The 16,941-nt window shown below is 65.0% G+C and carries 15 protein-coding genes; 7 read left to right on the forward strand and 8 right to left on the reverse strand.

What is annotated here, in order from left to right; translation table 11 throughout:
* Positions 1-46: 46 nt before the first annotated feature.
* Together prfA and hemA are read right to left on the reverse strand one after the other, a co-directional pair.
* Positions 47-1,129 (reverse strand): peptide chain release factor 1, encoded by a 1,083-nt coding sequence (prfA, locus tag AB4Y31_RS28510; RefSeq protein ID WP_368676915.1) that lies wholly within the window; start codon positions 1,127-1,129, stop codon positions 47-49.
* Between the two features lie 93 nt (positions 1,130-1,222).
* Positions 1,223-2,512, reverse strand: coding sequence for a glutamyl-tRNA reductase (gene hemA / locus AB4Y31_RS28515; protein WP_368676916.1), 1,290 nt, complete (start codon positions 2,510-2,512; stop codon positions 1,223-1,225).
* Positions 2,513-2,814: 302 nt separating this feature from the next.
* On the opposite strand from hemA, the gene AB4Y31_RS28520 reads away from it, so the two are divergent.
* The 3 genes from AB4Y31_RS28520 to AB4Y31_RS28530 all read left to right on the forward strand — a co-directional run bounded on the left by AB4Y31_RS28520 (position 2,815) and on the right by AB4Y31_RS28530 (position 5,640).
* Positions 2,815-3,069: a hypothetical protein gene (locus tag AB4Y31_RS28520; protein ID WP_368676917.1), complete on the forward strand. Its 255-nt coding sequence runs from the start codon at positions 2,815-2,817 to the stop codon at positions 3,067-3,069.
* 16 nt (positions 3,070-3,085) lie between these two features.
* Complete coding sequence (locus tag AB4Y31_RS28525) at positions 3,086-4,933, forward strand: aminopeptidase P family protein (protein WP_368676918.1); 1,848 nt, start codon at positions 3,086-3,088, stop codon at positions 4,931-4,933.
* Between the two features lie 77 nt (positions 4,934-5,010).
* The gene (locus tag AB4Y31_RS28530) at positions 5,011-5,640 is read left to right on the forward strand and encodes an HAD family hydrolase (protein WP_368676919.1); all 630 of its coding nucleotides are present in this window, start codon (positions 5,011-5,013) and stop codon (positions 5,638-5,640) included.
* Here AB4Y31_RS28530 and ettA read toward each other — a convergent pair.
* Both ettA and ychF read right to left on the reverse strand, forming a co-directional pair.
* A complete protein-coding gene (gene ettA / locus AB4Y31_RS28535) occupies positions 5,630-7,297 on the reverse strand; it encodes an energy-dependent translational throttle protein EttA (protein ID WP_018440338.1) in 1,668 nt (555 codons plus the stop codon). The genes AB4Y31_RS28530 and ettA overlap by 11 nt on opposite strands.
* Before the next feature lie 14 nt (positions 7,298-7,311).
* Positions 7,312-8,406, reverse strand: coding sequence for a redox-regulated ATPase YchF (ychF, locus tag AB4Y31_RS28540; protein WP_368676920.1), 1,095 nt, complete (start codon positions 8,404-8,406; stop codon positions 7,312-7,314).
* A 314-nt stretch (positions 8,407-8,720) separates the two neighbouring features.
* On the opposite strand from ychF, the gene AB4Y31_RS28545 reads away from it, so the two are divergent.
* The 4 genes from AB4Y31_RS28545 (at position 8,721) to AB4Y31_RS28560 (ending at position 13,304) form a co-directional block, all read left to right on the forward strand.
* Complete coding sequence (locus tag AB4Y31_RS28545) at positions 8,721-9,893, forward strand: UbiH/UbiF family hydroxylase (protein WP_368676921.1); 1,173 nt, start codon at positions 8,721-8,723, stop codon at positions 9,891-9,893.
* A 96-nt stretch (positions 9,894-9,989) separates the two neighbouring features.
* Positions 9,990-10,730 (forward strand): DsbC family protein, encoded by a 741-nt coding sequence (locus AB4Y31_RS28550; RefSeq protein WP_368676922.1) that lies wholly within the window; start codon positions 9,990-9,992, stop codon positions 10,728-10,730.
* A gap of 38 nt (positions 10,731-10,768) precedes the next feature.
* Positions 10,769-12,592 (forward strand): M61 family metallopeptidase, encoded by a 1,824-nt coding sequence (locus AB4Y31_RS28555; protein ID WP_368676923.1) that lies wholly within the window; start codon positions 10,769-10,771, stop codon positions 12,590-12,592.
* 112 nt (positions 12,593-12,704) lie between these two features.
* Positions 12,705-13,304 (forward strand): FMN-dependent NADH-azoreductase, encoded by a 600-nt coding sequence (locus tag AB4Y31_RS28560; RefSeq protein ID WP_368676924.1) that lies wholly within the window; start codon positions 12,705-12,707, stop codon positions 13,302-13,304.
* A 104-nt stretch (positions 13,305-13,408) separates the two neighbouring features.
* Here the strand turns inward: AB4Y31_RS28560 and AB4Y31_RS28565 are convergent, their stop codons facing one another.
* The 4 genes from AB4Y31_RS28565 to trpD all read right to left on the reverse strand — a co-directional run bounded on the left by AB4Y31_RS28565 (position 13,409) and on the right by trpD (position 16,913).
* Positions 13,409-14,308 (reverse strand): uracil-DNA glycosylase, encoded by a 900-nt coding sequence (locus AB4Y31_RS28565; RefSeq protein WP_368676925.1) that lies wholly within the window; start codon positions 14,306-14,308, stop codon positions 13,409-13,411.
* A gap of 22 nt (positions 14,309-14,330) precedes the next feature.
* On the reverse strand, positions 14,331-14,963 hold the full coding sequence (locus tag AB4Y31_RS28570) for a CYTH domain-containing protein (RefSeq protein ID WP_368676926.1): 633 nt from the start codon (positions 14,961-14,963) through the stop codon (positions 14,331-14,333).
* A gap of 56 nt (positions 14,964-15,019) precedes the next feature.
* Positions 15,020-15,805 carry an indole-3-glycerol phosphate synthase TrpC gene (gene trpC, locus AB4Y31_RS28575; RefSeq protein WP_368676927.1) on the reverse strand — a complete coding sequence of 262 codons (786 nt, stop codon included), beginning with the start codon at positions 15,803-15,805 and terminating at the stop codon, positions 15,020-15,022.
* 76 nt (positions 15,806-15,881) lie between these two features.
* Positions 15,882-16,913, reverse strand: coding sequence for an anthranilate phosphoribosyltransferase (gene trpD / locus AB4Y31_RS28580; protein ID WP_368676945.1), 1,032 nt, complete (start codon positions 16,911-16,913; stop codon positions 15,882-15,884).
* Positions 16,914-16,941: the final 28 nt, after the last annotated feature.

Consider the following 16,941-nt stretch of genomic DNA (forward strand, 5'->3'; position numbering starts at 1 on the left):
TGCGGATCCCGAGGAAGGCGCAGCGGGCGGCGCGTCGGTGCGGGCGTCAGTCCGCTTCGCCGAGCGAGGCGAGCTGCTCGGCCTGATGTTCGCTGACGAGCGCCGCGATGAGATCGTCGAGCTCGCCGTCCATGATCGTTTCGAGCTTGTAGAGCGTCAGATTGATCCGGTGATCCGTGAGTCGTCCCTGCGGAAAGTTGTAAGTGCGGATCCGCTCCGAGCGGTCGCCCGAGCCGATCAGACTCTTGCGCGTGGCGGCCTCCTTCGCATGTTGCTCGTGATACTGCTTGTCCTTGATGCGCGCGGCGAGCACCTTCAGCGCGCGGTCCTTGTTCTTGTGCTGCGAGCGATCGTCCTGACACTCGACGACGATGCCGGTCGGCAGGTGCGTGATGCGAACCGCCGAATCGGTTTTGTTGATGTGCTGCCCCCCCGCGCCCGAGGCGCGGAAGGTATCGATGCGCAACTCGGCCGGATTGATCTCGACCTCGCCGATCTCGTCCGCTTCGGGCATCACGGCGACGGTGCAGGCCGACGTGTGGATGCGGCCCTGAGTTTCGGTGGCCGGCACGCGCTGCACGCGATGGCCGCCGGATTCGAACTTGAGCTTCGAGTAGGCGCCCTGGCCCGCGACGCGGACGATGACTTCCTTGTAGCCGCCGAGATCGGACAGGCTCTCCGAGATCATTTCGACTTGCCAGCGCTGCCGCTCCGCATAGCGCAGATACATGCGCAACAAGTCGCCGGCGAAGAGCGCCGACTCGTCGCCTCCCGTGCCCGCGCGAATTTCGAGGAAGATATTGCGTTCGTCGTTCGGGTCCTTCGGCAGCAGCATGGCCCGCAGCTCGTGCTCGAGCCGCCCCATCCGGTCGCGCGCCGAACGCGCCTCTTCTTCGGCGAACTCGCGCATCGACGCGTCGGCCGACAGCTCCTGCGCCGTCGCGGCATCGCTGCGCGCCTGGCGCCAGTGCGCGTAATGCTCGACGACGGGACTGATCTCGGCGTGCTCGCGCGAGAGCTTGCGATACTGATCGAGATTCGCGGTGACGTCCCCGCGGCTCAGCAGGTCGTTGAGTTCGGCCAGCCTTGTCGTCAGCTGGTCGAGCTTTTGTTGCATGCTCGTTTTCATGAATTCGGAGCTCGGCTCCAGGGGCAAGAAGATTCGAAAAAAAGGGCGGCGCGTTGGCGAGCCGCTGTTTGCGGCGGCGGGTCGAGACCGGCGCTAATGATCCGACGACGGTTTGTCGTGCCGGTAGACGCCGCCGAGCAGCTCGATGAGCGTCGAGCGCTCGCTGCTGCTGGCGCGGTTGAGCGCATGCGTCGGGCCGTGAATCAGCTTGTTGGTCAGCGATTGCGACATCGCTTCGAGCACGGCGGCGGGATCGTCGCCGCGCGCGAGCATTTTCAGCGCGCGCTCGACTTCGGCCCGACGCAGTGCGTCCGCCTGCGTATGCATGTGGCGAATCACTGGCACGACGCTGCGCGCGTCGAGCCATTGCATGAAACTCTGCACGCGCGTCTCGATGATGGTCTCGGCCTGCGCGACTGCGGCCTGTCGCGACGCATGACCTTCGCGCACGACCGCGCCCAGGTCGTCGACGGTGTAGAGAAACACGTCTTGAAGCTTCGCGACTTCGGGCTCGATGTCGCGCGGCACCGCCAGATCGACCATGAAGATCGGCCGGTGCCGGCGCGCCTTGACGGCACGCTCGACCGCACCGAGACCGATGATCGGCAGCGTCGACGCCGTGCACGAGACGATGATGTCGAACTCGTGCATGCGCGCGGGCAGCTCCGAGAGCGGCATCGCATGACCGCGAAAGCGCTCCGCGAGCTTGGCGCCGCGCTCGGCCGTCCGGTTAGCGACGACGAGCTCGCGCGGCTCCTGCGCCGCGAAATGCGTCGCGCAAAGCTCGATCATCTCGCCCGCGCCGATAAATAGGACGCGCTGGTTCGAGACCTTGTCGAAGATTCGCTGCGCGAGCCGTACGGCGGCGGCCGCCATCGAGACCGATTGAGCGCCGACGGCCGTGGTGCCGCGTACTTCTTTAGCGACGGAGAACGTGCGCTGAAAGAGCTGATTCAGATAAGTGCCGAGCGCGCCCGCTTCCGACGCCGTGCGCACGGCCGTCTTCATTTGTCCGAGGATCTGCGTTTCGCCGAGGACCATCGAATCGAGGCCCGACGCGACGCGAAATGCATGCCGCACCGCCTCCGATTGCGGAAGCGTATAGACGTGCGGCGCGAGCTCGCCCGCATCCATCCCGTGGTAGCTCGAAAGCCAGTCGATCGCGGCCTCGCGCGTCGACAGGTCATCCGCCGCGCAATAGAGCTCCGTGCGGTTGCAGGTGGACAGGATCGCCGCCTCGGGCTCGGCACTCGAGCCGCCCGTGACCCAAAGCGACTTGAACGCGGCAAGCGCCGGTTTGATCTGCTCGAGCGGAAAGGCCACGCGCTCGCGCAACGCGACGGGCGCCGTGTGGTGATTGATTCCGATCGTGAGCAGTTGCATACGCGGGGAATATCGCCGCTCGGGTAGATAGGCGGCAGCTCGATTTCAGGCGGTTATTATAGCGGTTCCATGCTTTCGGCTCTTTGAGCGCGGCAGGCGGCCGCGGGCCGCCGACCCTACCGGGCGCCCGCGCCGCTTGGGGAGCGGGCGATTGTCGCAATGCAGCAATGCAGCTTGCGACGTCGCCACGGCGCCGGAAGCCAATCCTTCTCAGATCGACAGAGTCGACTATCTATGCCATTGCGCCGTTCGTTCCGTCTTCCAGACATCACTCCGACAACGATCGCGGCGGGCCGGCACTGATGGGCTGGCCGGGGATCGTCGTGCTCGGCGCCGTCATCGGCCTCGCCGGCTGGCGCTTGCATCCGCTTTACCGCGCCACCCGCATCCGCTGGTTCGTCGCCTTGCCGATCAGCGTCGTTGCGGCAGGCGCCGCCAAGATGGCGGGCAGCGTATCGGGCCTCTTTTACGATGGTGGCGTGCTCGAATGGCCGCTCTGTACCGCTGTCGCGCTTTCCGCCGTCGCAGTGGCAGCCGCTTTGGCCTCTCGTCGTTGAAATTCCGGGAAAAATCATGAACGTCCGACTCTCCGAAACTCCCGCGCCGGCGAACTCCGGCCCCGAAACCTCGCACCAGGCGGTTTCGGCCCGGCTTGCGCGCCTGCGCGAGGCGATGGCGCGCGAAGGGCTCGCCGCCTACATCGTGCCATCATCCGATCCGCACTTGTCCGAATATCCGCCCGAGCGGTGGGAAGGACGGCGGTGGCTGTCGGGTTTCACGGGATCGGCCGGCACGCTCGTCGTAACGGCCGATTTCGCGGGCCTGTGGACCGACAGCCGCTATTGGTCGCAGGCGGAAGTTCAGCTCGCCGGCAGCGGCATTGCACTGATGAAGATCCTGGGAGTACAACAGGCCCAGCATGTCGAATGGCTCACCGCACATCTGACGGCCGGCGCTTGTGTCGGCGTCGACGGCGCCGTGCTCGCGCTCGCCGCTGCGCGTACGCTCAGCGACGCCCTGGACGCACGCGGCATGTCGCTGCGCACGGATCTCGATCTGCTCGATTCGGTCTGGAGCGGCCGGCCCGCCCTGCCAAGGGATGCCGTCTTCGAGCATGCGATGCCTTACGCCAGCGTGACGCGCGCGGAGAAACTAGAGGCGATCCGCCGAACGATGCGTGAGCAGGGCGCCCAATGGCATTTCGTCTCGACGCTCGACGATCTCGCGTGGCTCGCGAACCTGCGCGGCGCGGACGTCAATTTCAATCCCGTTTTCGTCGGGCATGCGCTGATCGGGCTCGACTCGGCGACGCTTTTCATTGCCGCCGGCAAAGTGCCGAATGACGTGGCGAACGCGCTACTGCGCGACGGTTTCCGGGTCGAAGACTATGAGCGAGCGCCCGCGGCGCTCGCGGCGCTGCCGGAAGGGTCGACGCTGCTCGTCGATCCGCGCCGCATCACATATGGCGCGAGGCAGGCAGTGCCCTCCACCGTGAAAGTCGTCGAGGCCGTCAATCCGTCGACGTTCGCAAAATCGCGCAAAACGTCCGGCGAGGCCGCGCACGTACGCGCGACGATGGAGCAGGACGGCGCGGCGCTTGCCGAATTTTTTGCATGGTTCGAGGGGGCGCTTGGCCGCGAGACGGTCACGGAGCTCATGATCGATGAAAAGCTCACCGCGGCGCGGGCGCGCCGGCCAGGCTTCGTCTGCCGCAGTTTCGCGACGATCGCCGGCTTCAATGCGAACGGTGCGATGCCGCATTACCGCGCGACGGAGGCCTCGCATGCCACCGTCACCGGCGACGGATTGCTGCTCATCGACTCGGGCGGGCAGTATGTCGGCGGCACGACCGATATCACGCGCGTGGTGCCTATCGGTCAAGTCTCACCGGAGCAAAAGCGCGACTTCACGCACGTGCTGAAAGGGATGATCGCGCTTTCACGCGCCCGCTTTCCGCGAGGGGTCCGTTCGCCCATGCTCGACGCGATCGCGCGCGCCCCGATCTGGGAAGCGGGCGCGGACTATGGACACGGCACGGGTCACGGCGTCGGCTACTTTCTCAACGTGCACGAGGGTCCGCAAGTGATTTCGCACTATGCGCAGGCGGAGCCGTGGACGGCGATGGAAGCGGGGATGATCACATCCGTCGAACCGGGCCTCTATCGGCCTGGCCGATGGGGCGTGCGGATCGAGAACCTCGTGCTCGCCCGCGAGGCCGGCGAGACCGAGTTCGGCGCTTTCCTCGACTTCGAGACACTGACGCTTTGCCCGATCGATACGCGCTGCATCGTGCTCGAGCTGATGCGCGACGACGAGCGCGCCTGGCTCAACGCTTATCATGAGACCGTGCGCGCTCGCGTTTCGGCGCATGTATCGGGTGACGCGAAGGCCTGGCTCGAGGCACGCACGCAAGCGATCTGAGCGAGAATGCGGCGGCAGACGCATGCGCGTTGCCGCCGACGGCACGGTCAGAACCAAAGCTCACGATTGGAGTTCATATGGCTGTCAAAGCGGTCGTTTTCGATTTCGGCGGAGTCCTGATCGACTGGAACCCCGAGTATGTGTATCGCAAGCTGATTCCCGACGAAACCGAGCGGCGGCGTTTTCTCAGCGAAGTCTGCTCGATGGAGTGGGTCGTTCGTCAGGATGGCGGGCAATCGATCGAGATAGGCACGGCCGAGCTCGTTGCCCGTTTTCCCGAGCATGAGACGCTGATCCGCGCTTTTTACGAGCGCTGGCAAGAGATGATCGGCGGCGTGATTGCGGAAGGCGCCGCGCTCGTCGACAAGCTGGAGACAGCCGGCGTCCCGCTGTTCGGCCTGACGAACTGGTCGGCCGAGACTTTTCCGTGGGCGTGGGAGCGCTTCTCGGTATTGCGGCGCTTTCGCGATGTCGTCGTTTCGGGGCGCGTCCAGCTCGTCAAGCCCGACCCGGCCATCTACGCCGAAATGTTCTCGCGCATCGAGCGGCATTTGCCGCGTATCGCGCCGCACGAGCTCGTTTTCATCGACGACAACATCAAGAACGCGCACGCCGCCGCCGCGCTGGGTTGGCACGGCGTGCATCACACGAGCGCGGCGGCCACAGAGGCGCGCTTGCGCGAGCTGGGGCTCGTCGTCAGCGAGTGATCGGCTTATAGCGAATGCGCTTCGGCTTCGCGGCTTCTTCGCCGAGGCGCTTGCGCTTGTCCGCCTCGTACTCCTGATAGTTGCCGTCGAAGAACACCACCTGCGAATCGCCTTCGAACGCCAGGATGTGCGTGGCGATCCGATCGAGGAACCAACGATCGTGCGAGATCACCATGACGGAGCCGGCGAATTCGAGCAACGCGTCTTCGAGCGCGCGAAGCGTTTCGACGTCGAGGTCGTTCGAAGGCTCGTCGAGCAGCAGGACGTTGCCGCCCGCGATCAGCGTCTTCGCCAGATGCAGCCGCCCGCGCTCGCCGCCTGAGAGATTGCCGACGTTCTTCTGCTGATCGGCACCCTTGAAGTTGAAACGGCCGATGTAGGCGCGCGAGGGCGTCTCGTACTTGCCGACCGTCAGCACATCCGCGCCGCCCGAGATCTCCTCGAAGACCGTCTTCGCGCCGTCGAGCGCGTCACGGCTTTGGTCGACATACGCCAGCTTCACGGTCGGCCCCATGACGATCTCGCCCGAATCGGGCGTTTCGCGGCCCGTCAGCATGCGAAAGAGCGTCGATTTGCCCGCGCCGTTCGGCCCGATGATGCCGACGATCGCGCCTGCCGGCACCTTGAAGCTCAAGTTGTCGATGAGCAGCCGGTCGCCGTACGCCTTGCTGACGTTCTGGAACTCGATCACCTCGTTGCCGAGCCGGTCGCCGACGGGGATGAAGATTTCCTGCGTCTCGTTGCGCTTCTGATATTCCTGGCTGTTCAGTTCCTCGAAGCGGGCAATACGCGCTTTCGACTTCGCCTGGCGGCCCTTCGGATTCTGCCGCACCCACTCGAGCTCCTTCTTGATCGTTTTTTGCCGCGCCGATTCGGTGGCCTCTTCCTGCTTCAGTCGCGTTTCTTTCTGATCGAGCCAGCTGCTGTAGTTGCCCTTCCACGGGATGCCCTGGCCGCGGTCGAGCTCGAGAATCCACTCGGCCGCGTTGTCGAGGAAGTATCGGTCGTGCGTCACGGCGACGACGGTGCCGGGAAAGCGCGTGAGAAACTGCTCGAGCCACTCGACCGATTCGGCGTCGAGGTGGTTCGTCGGCTCGTCGAGCAGCAGCATGTCGGGCTTTTCGAGCAGCAGCTTGCAAAGCGCGACGCGGCGCTTTTCGCCGCCCGACAGATTGGCGACCTTTGCATCCCACGGCGGCAAGCGCAGCGCGTCGGCGGCCACTTCGAGCTGCTGCTCGGGGCTGCCGCCGTCGCTTGCGGCGAGGATCGCTTCGTACTTCGCCTGCTCGGCGGCGAGCGCGTCGAAGTCGGCATCGGGTTCGGCGTAAGCCGCGTAGATCTCATCGAGTTTCTTTTGCGCGCTGAAGACGTCGCCCAAGCCTTCCTCGACGGCTTCGCGCACGGTTTTCTCGGGATCGAGTTGCGGCTCTTGCGGCAGATAGCCGATCTTGAGATTCGGCATCGGCGTGGCTTCGCCTTCGATGTCGCGGTCGACGCCGGCCATGATGCGGATCAGCGTCGACTTGCCCGAGCCGTTCAGGCCGAGCACGCCGATCTTCGCGCCGGGGAAGAACGAAAGCGAGATGTCTTTGAGGATCTGGCGCTTGGGCGGCACGATTTTGCCGACCCGGTTCATGGTGAAGACGTATTGGGCCATATCTGTGAACTGGATCAGACGTTGAAGAGGAAATTCATGACGTCGCCGTCATGGACGACGTACTCTTTGCCTTCGGCGCGCATTTTTCCCGCTTCCTTCGCGCCTTGCTCACCTTTGTAGGCGATGAAGTCAGCGAACGAGATCGTCTGCGCGCGAATGAAGCCGCGCTCGAAGTCAGTGTGGATCACGCCCGCTGCTTGCGGCGCCGTATCGCCGATATGAATCGTCCACGCCCGCACTTCCTTCACGCCCGCCGTGAAGTAGGTCTGCAGGCCGAGCAGCTTGAAGCCCGCGCGAATCACGCGGTTGAGGCCGGGTTCGTCCATGCCCATATCCGCGAGGAAGGCGGTCTTGTCCTCATCGTCGAGATCGGCGATTTCGGCTTCAATCGCCGCGCAGACGGCGACGACGGGCGATTTTTCACCGTCGGCGTATTTGCGCACAGCGTCCAGATGCGGATTGTTCTCGAACCCGTCTTCCTTCACGTTGGCGACGTACATCGTCGGCTTCGCCGTGATCAGGCAAAGCGGCTTCACGAGCGCCGCTTCCTCGTCGGTGAAATCGAGCGCGCGAACCGGCTTGGCCGCGTCGAGTTGAACGCGCACTTTTTCGAGCACGGCGACGAGCTTGGCCGCTTCCTTGTCGTTGCCGGACTTCGCGGCCTTCGTGTAGCGTGCGAGCGATTTTTCGACGGTCGCGAGGTCGGCGAGCGCAAGCTCCGTGTTGATGACTTCGATATCGGAGAGCGGATCGACCTTGCCCGCGACGTGAATGACGTTCTCGTCCTCGAAACAACGCACGACGTGCGTGATCGCATCGGTTTCGCGAATGTTGGCGAGGAACTGGTTGCCGAGTCCTTCACCCTTGCTCGCGCCCGCGACGAGACCGGCGATGTCGACGAATTCGACGACGGCCGGCACGACGCGCTCGGGCTTCACGATGTCCGCCAGCGCGTCGAGGCGCGCATCGGGGACTTCGACGACGCCGACGTTCGGCTCAATGGTGCAGAACGGGTAGTTCTCGGCGGAAATGCCCGCCTTCGTCAGGGCATTGAAGAGAGTGGACTTGCCGACGTTGGGCAAGCCGACGATGCCGCATTTGAGGCTCATTGTGAGAGGGTCCTTCGACGATCCAAAATTTTGCGTGGTGCGCTCGACACCGGCGGGAGCGCGCGCTGCGCGATGGGCGGCTCGACCGGAAACCGTGGCCGCAGCGAATCGAAGCGCGAATCCGGGCGCCGGCTCGACGCGCGTTCGACCGTTTCGTGCATATTGTCGCGGAAAGCGCAATTGTAACGCTTTCCGCCCGGTCTCCCGCGTGGGCTCCGCGCTCCCCGGCGATCCCGAGTGGCGGCCGCTGCGAGAAGTCGCGGGCGTGGGCAGCCGAACGTCCGTGGCAGGCGCGGCCGTTATAATTCCGAACCATGACCGCCCTCCATCAGTCGTTCCACATCGCCGTCGTCGGCGGCGGACTCGTCGGTAAAAGCGCCGCGCTCGCGCTTGCGCAAGCCGGCCTGCGCGTTGCGCTGATTGCCCAGCCTGCCGCGCCGCGTCCGGCCGACGCTCGGTTCGACGCCCGCATCTACGCGCTGTCGGCGAGTTCGCAGGCGCTCTTCGAGCGCTTGCGGATCTGGCAGGCGCTCGACCACGATCGCCTCGAACCGGTCTATGACATGCGCGTCTATGGCGACGCGCTGGCCGAGCTGCATTTCTCGGCCTTCCAGGCCGCCGTTCCCCAGCTTGCCTGGATCGTCGAGTCGTCGCTGATCGAGCACGCGCTCGACGCGGCGCTGCGCTTCCAACCCAATGCGGCATGGTTCGATACGCGCGCCCAGGGGCTCGACGTGAGAGCGGATGCGGCGACACTCGCCTTGGCGAGCGGCCAGGTCCTCGAAGCGGATCTGATCGTCGGCGCGGACGGTGCTCATTCGTGGGTTCGCGCACAGATGGGCGTGAACGTCATGCGGCGCGACTACCGGCAAACCGGTGTCGTTGCGAACTTCAAAGCCGAAAAACCGCACGGCGAGACGGCCTATCAATGGTTCAGAGACGGCGAAATCATCGCCTTGCTGCCGCTGCCGGAAGGTCATGTATCGCTCGTCTGGTCTGCGCGGACCGAGCACGCGCGCGAGCTGATCGCGCTCGATCATGCCAAGCTCGAGGCCGAGGTCGAAGCGGCCACGCGCTCGCGGCTCGGCGCGCTCGAATGCGTCGGCGCCGCGCATGGCTTTCCGCTCGCGCTGCAGCGCGTCGATCGGCTCATCGCTCCGCGCATCGCGCTCGTCGGCGATGCCGCGCATCTGATTCATCCCCTCGCGGGCCAGGGGATGAATCTTGGCCTGAGAGACGTGGCTTCGCTCGTCGACGTGTTGACGGCAAAAGAGGCGTTCCGCGATCTCGGCGACGTCGTGCTGTTGCGCCGCTACGAGCGTTCGCGCCGCGAGGATATCGGCGCGCTGACGCTCGCGACCGACGGCCTGGAGCGGCTTTTTGCCGTTCCCGGTATGCTGGCGCGAACGGTTCGCAATGCGGGAATGGCGCTGGTCGGCGCGCAGCCCCTCGTCAAGCGCTGGCTCGTCTCGGCCGCGCTCGGCTGACATCCCGGGGGAAGTGGCCGAGAGGCCCACCACCGATTCGTTTCAACGTGACGCGCGCGAAGCCGTGCGGCACAACACAGGGAAGGACTCGACATCATGTCCATCAATTCGCGTCACGCCGCCTTCGCCGCGGCCTTTGCGGCGGCACTGGTGGTCGGCGCGTCGGCGCATGCCGACCAGACGACCGACAAGCTGAAGGCGACGCTGCAGGCGCGCCTGCCCAACGTCGAGATCAAAAGCATCGACAAAGCGCCGGTCGCGGGGCTTTACGAGGTCAATCTCGGCTCACAGATTCTCTATAGCGACGCCGTGGGCAATTATGTGATCGCCGGCGAGCTCGTGGACACCAAGACGCATACGAACCTCACCGAGGCGCGCCTGGCCGAGCTGAACAAAGTCGATTTCGCCAGCCTGCCGCTCGGCGACGCGATCAAGGTGGTGAAGGGCAACGGCAGCCGCAAGATGGCTGTCTTCTCCGATCCCAACTGCCCCTACTGCAAGCAGCTCGAGTCGTCGCTGAAGTCGATCGACAACGTGACCGTCTACACGTTCCTCTTCCCGGTGCTCTCCGACGATTCGACGGCGAAAGCCAAATCGATCTGGTGCTCGGCCGACCGCGCGAAGACGTGGGAGGCATGGATGATCGAGCGGCAGACGCCGAGCGGCAAGGCGATCTGCGATACGAGCGTGCTCGACAAGAACCTTGCGCTCGGCCACTCGATGAACGTAACGGGCACGCCGACGATCATTCTGACCGACGGCCGGCGACTGCCGGGCGCCGTTTCGGCTGACACGCTCGACAAGGCCCTCACGCAGGCGAGCGCGTCCGCTCGCTGAGCGCATCACCGAGTCGATCGACAACAATAATGCCGCCGATGAAGCCAATTCGTTACGCCATCGTTCCCAAGCATCCCGCCGCTCACCTCTTCGAAGTCACGCTGACCCTCGCCGATCCGGACCCGGCGGGCCAGCGCTTCACTTTGCCCACGTGGATACCGGGCAGCTACATGGTTCGCGAGTTCGCGCGCAACATCGTCGCGCTGCAAGCGTTCAACGAGGCGGGCCGCAAAGTCCGCGTCGTGAAGACCGACAAGCAGACGTGGCAGGCCGCGCCGGTGAAGAGCGGGGCGCTGACGTTGCGCTACGACGTCTACGCGTGGGACCTGTCGGTGCGCGCGGCGCATCTCGACGATACGATCGGCTTTTTCAACGGCACGAGCGTGTTCCTTGCGCCGATCGGTCGTGAGGACGCGCCTTGCATCGTCGACATCCGCAAGCCTGAAGGCTCTGGCGCGCGCGACTGGCGCGTCGCGACGGCGCTTTCCGAAGCGCGCGGCACGAAACGGTATGGGTTCGGCGAGTACCGGGCGCGGAACTACGACGAGCTCATCGATCACCCGGTGACGCTCGGCCAATTCGACCTCGCCACGTTCAAGGCTCATGGCGTGCCGCACGACGTCGTCATCGCGGGGCGCACGGTCTCCGTCGACATGAAGCGGCTCGTCGCGGACCTGAAGCGCATTTGCGAGACGCAAATCGAGCTCTTCGAGCCGAAATCGAAAAAGGCCCCCGTCGAGCGCTATGTCTTCATGACGCTAGCCGTCAGCGACGGCTATGGAGGCCTCGAACACCGCGCATCGACTGCGCTCATCTGTAATCGGACCGATCTGCCCGTACTTGGGCGCCCCGAGATGTCGGACGGCTATCGCACCTATCTCGGCCTCTGCAGTCACGAGTACTTCCACACCTGGAACGTCAAGCGCATCAAGCCGGCCGCCTTCGTGCCATACGACCTTTCGCGCGAGAACTACACGTCGCTGCTTTGGCTTTTCGAGGGCTTCACGTCGTACTACGACGACTTGATGCTCGTGCGCAGCAAGGCGATCGGCGAGGCCGACTACCTCGGGCTCGTCGGCAAGACCATCGGCGGCGTGCTGCGCGGCAGCGGCCGCCTCAAGCAAAGCGTGGCCGAGAGTTCGTTCGACGCCTGGGTCAAGTACTACCGCCAGGACGAAAACGCGCCGAATGCCATCGTCAGCTACTACCAAAAGGGCTCGCTCGTCGCGCTTGCGTTCGATCTCGCGATCCGCGCCCGCACGAATCACCGCAAATCCCTCGACGATGTGATGCGGCTGCTCTGGCAACGCTACGGCCGCGAGTTTTACAGCGGCCGGCCGGTCGGCGTCGGCGAGGACGATGTGAAAGCGCTGATCGAGGAGGCGACCGGCGTCGACCTCGGGCCGCTGTTCGACGACGCGGTCAGCGGCACGCGCGACCTTCCGCTTGCCGAGCTCCTCGCGGCCTTCGGCGTGACGCTTGCGCCCGATCCGGGTAATGGCGGCGGCAAGGCCGGCAACGGCGCGACGGGCAAGCCATCGCTCGGTGTGCGCGTGCGCGGCGGCGCCGAATGCACGATCGCCGCGGTCCACGACGGCAGCGCGGCGCAAAAGGCGGGGCTTTCGGCCGGCGACGTGCTGGTGGCGCTCGACGGCCTGCGCGTCACCGGCTCGAATCTAGATGCGCTGCTTTCGCGTTATCGGCCAGACGTGGCGGTCGAAGTCCACGCGTTCCGGCGCGACGAATTGCGCGTTGCGCGCGTGAAGCTCGACGGCCCCGAAGTCACGCGCTACAAGCTCGCGGTCGACGAGCGTGCGCGAGCGCCTCAGCGCAACGCGCTCAAGCGCTGGGTGCACGGGTGATCGTTCCACTGGTGCAACAATCCGTCGCTGCCGACCTACTTTTTGAGACGGGCTGAAGCAAACAGAATGGCTCCACTCGCGCAACCGATGCGCACCCCATCTGGAGCCCAACATGACCACCATCCTTCAACTGAACTCGGCAGCTCGCTCGCAAGGCGCGAATTCGACGCTGCTCGCCAACGAACTGACCGCCAAGCTGCAAGGTGCGAACCCTGGCGCGAAAGTCGTCGTGCGCGACCTGCTCGCCGATCCGCTGCCGCACCTCGACGACGCCATCCTCGGCGCGTTCTTCACGCCGGCCGAGCAGCGTACGCCCGAGCAAGCGGCCATCCACGCCCGCAGCCAGGCGCTGATCGATGAATTGCAGGCGGCCGACATCATCGTCATTGGCGCGCCGATGTACAACTTTGGCGTTTCGACTCAGCTGAAGGCGTATTTCGACTGGATTTCGCGGGCCGGGATCACGTTCCGCTATACCGCCAACGGTCCTGAAGGGCTCGTAAAAGGCAAGAAGGTGTTCGTCGTTACGGCGCGCGGCGGCAAGTATCACGGCACGCCGAGCGACACGCACACGCCTTTCCTCAAAATATTCCTCGGTTTCATCGGCATCACGGACGTGAGCTTCATCCATGCGGAAGGCCTAAATATGGGGCCGGATGCCGCCAGCGCCGCGTTGGCGGGTGCGCGAGAAGCGATCGCCGCTGCGGCGTAAGCCGTTTTTGTCGAGGGGAAGCATCGGGCGACGCGACTGCCGGCCCCGTTGACCCGATCGGTCAGCGGATGCAGGGTCATGGCCGCCCTGACGCGGGGCGCTCGTCAGACGACGAGCGCCCCGGCTTCTTTGGGCAGTCGCCAATCGATCGGCCTGCGGCCGCGTGAGACGAGATACTCGTTCGCGAGTGCGAAGTGGCGGCAGCCTAGAAACCCGCGATGCGCCGAGAGCGGCGAGGGGTGCGGCGCCTCGAGCACGCAATGGGGCCGATCGTCGAGCAGCACGCGCTTGGCCTGCGCATGCGATCCCCAAAGCATGAACACGAGCCCTTCGTGCCGATGCGCGAGCTCGCGAATCAGCGTATCGGTGCACTTTTCCCATCCTTGGCGCGCGTGGCTCGCCGCCTTGCCGCGTTCGACGGTCAGCACTGTGTTCAGCAACAGCACCCCCTGTTTCGCCCACGCGTCGAGGCAGCCGTGGCCAGGTATCTCGAAGCCGAAATCGGCCGCGATCTGCTTGAAGATGTTGCGCAGCGAAGGGGGCGGGCGCACCGGCGCCGGCACGGAGAAGGCGAGACCGTGGGCCTGCGGATGACCCTTGTCTTCGCCGTGATAGGGGTCTTGTCCGACGATGACGACTTCGACGTCGTCGGGCCGCGTCAGTCGCAGTGCGCGAAAGACGTCCGCCGGATAAATGGTCTTGCCGGCCGCGCGCTCGGCATCGACGAACCGGCAGAGCGGCGCATAGGCATCGCTTTCGACGAACGGGCGCAGGTGCTCGCGCCATGCGGGCGGCAGCGCGTCGAACTGCGCTTCCAACGGCTCGGCAAGCGTCGCGGGCATGGCGGCGTCCGGGCTCGACGACGATGCACTCGACGCGGACCGATCAGTTGCCTTTCGCGGCTGGGATGCGACCGACGTTTCGGACGGATCGGCCGGCAGCATATCGAAGAGGGTCGCTTGAGACGGCGACGATCCGGAGCGGGGTGAGCGGGGGCGTGCCATCGTCGATTGGTCTTCCCTACGCTTAGACGCCCGCGCGCAGCCGGTAGCCGCGTTGGGCCTTGTTGACGTTTTCGGGCGCGAGGCCCGGCACTTTTGACGACAAATCGGCCGCAAGCGCATGAATCGCCGACTCGTCGCCGTCGAGCAGTTCGAGCTCGATCTCGCTGATCGGCGCGCGCCGCGTCTCGCCATTGACGTCCGCCGTCACTTCCCCGCGATCGATAGCCGCTTCGATCCGCGCGCCGCCCGCCACCGCCATGCGCCACAGCCGGCGCGTGAAGCTCGTGCGAAAGAGCGGGACGAGCTCAGGCGCCGCGTGCCGCAGCACGGCAAGCGCTTGTGCGTCGTCGCAGGCCGCGGCGAGCGAATCGATCTCGAGCGCCTCGCCGGCTACCGGCACTTCCCATTCGTGGCGGCTGTGGAGCCCGCCCTCGGCGCGGCCCGCCGCCTTCAGCGTCTGGAGCCAGCCGTCCGGGGTCCGGCGCAATCGCAATGCGATCTTGGCTTGCGTGAGCGCAAGCGCGGGCGTATCGAAGTAGACGTTCTCGAGCGGCACGTCACGTCCCGCATCGCCCGCACGCTCCCTGAAGTACCGAATGGCGGCATCGGCCCGCTCGGCCGGCAAGGACAATTTGATTTCGCGTTCGATGCCCATGGAATGCGTCCGTGACTTCTTGAATGGCTCGTATCGAAGCTCAGAAGAATCGAAGCTCAGAAGAACATGCGATCGAGTTCCGCGCCCGGGTCGTCGGCGCGCATGAACGCCTCGCCGACGAGGAATGTATGGACCGAGTGCTCGCGCATCCGTTCCACGTCGGCGCGCGACAGAATGCCCGATTCGGTGACGACGATGCGATCGGCCGGCACTTTGTCGAGCATGCCGAGCGTCGTGTCGATCGTCGTCTCGAACGTGCGCAGATTGCGATTGTTGATGCCGATGAGCGGCGTTTTGAGCGTCAGGGCTTCGTCGAGCTCGCGCTCGTCATGAACCTCGACGAGCACGGCGAGGCCGAACGAGTGCGCGAACGCTTCGAGGTCACGCATTTGCGGTGGGGTGAGGGCGGCCGCAATCAGCAAAATCGCATCGGCGCCCATCGCGCGCGCTTCGACGACCTGATAGGGATCGACGATGAAGTCCTTGCGCAGCACGGGCAAGCCGCAGGCGGCGCGGGCCGCTTCGAGGTAAGCGGCACTGCCCTGAAAGAAGCGCACGTCCGTCAGCACTGAAAGGCACGCGGCACCGCCGCGCTCATAGGAACGCGCGATATCGGCCGGCACGAAATCCTCGCGCAGCACGCCTTTTGAAGGGCTTGCCTTCTTGACTTCGGCGATGACGGCAGGCTGACCCGCCGCATGCTTTGCGCGCAGCGCGCCGACGAAGTCACGCAGATTGCGTGTCGACGCTTCCAGCCGAAGCTCTTCGAGCGGCGCGCTTTGCTGTGCCGTGCGCACTTCTTCGCGCTTGACCGCGATGATGCGTTCGAGAATGTCGCTCATGGAGTGCCCTCGTTTCCTCGCTGCTTGACGCTTGCTGTCGATGTTCGTTCGATGCGTAGTGATGATTACGCGGTGCTCATTGCTTGAATTGCCGCGTGAAGCGGACGAATTCGTCGACCTTCGCGCGCGCGCGGCCAGTCGCGATGGCTTCGCGGGCGATCTGAATGCCGTCGGCGATCGATGCCGCGACGTTCGCTGCGTAAAGCGCCGTGCCGGCATTGAGCGTGACGATTTCACGCGCCACGCCGGGCCGATTTTCCAGTGCTTCGATGAGCAGCTGCTTCGATTCGTTCGCGTCTTTCACCTTCAGCGATCGATTCGACACCATCTGCAGGCCGAAGTCTTCGGGATGAATCTCGTACTCGTGGATCTCGCCGTCGCGCAGCTCGCCGACGAGCGTGGCTGCGCCTAGCGAGACTTCGTCCATGCCGTCCTTGCCGTAGACGACGAGGACGTGATTCGCCCCGAGCCGCTGCATGACGCGCACCTGGATGCCGACGAGATCGGGATGAAACACGCCCATCAGCTGGTTGGGCGCACCGGCGGGGTTCGTCAGCGGGCCGAGGATGTTGAAGATCGTCCGCACACCGAGTTCACGGCGCACAGGCGCGATGTTCTTCATCGCCGGATGATGGTTCGGCGCATACATGAAGCCCATGCCCGTCTCGGCGATCGATTGGGCCACTTCCTCGGGCTTCAGGTCGATGTTGACGCCGAGCGCTTCGAGCACGTCGGCGCTGCCCGACTTGCTCGACACGCCGCGTCCGCCGTGCTTCGCCACCTTGGCGCCGGCGCCCGCCGCAACGAACATCGTCGCAGTCGAAATGTTGAACGTATTCGAACCGTCGCCACCCGTGCCGACGATGTCGACGAAATTCGAGTTGTCGGCCACCTGCACGTGATTCGCGAACTCTCGCATCACCGTGGCCGCCGCGGCGATCTCGCCGATCGTTTCTTTTTTGACGCGCAAGCCCGTGATGATCGCCGCCGACATGACGGGCGAAAGATCGCCGCGCATGATGAGCCGCATCAGATGCAGCATTTCGTCGTGAAAAATCTCGCGATGCTCGATCGTTCGCTGCAACGCTTCTTGCGGGGTGATCATGATTTGGCCTTCGCTCCGGCGCTGACGCGTT

The organism is Trinickia sp. EG282A (genome assembly GCF_040965455.1).
Classification (GTDB): domain Bacteria; phylum Pseudomonadota; class Gammaproteobacteria; order Burkholderiales; family Burkholderiaceae; genus Trinickia; species Trinickia symbiotica.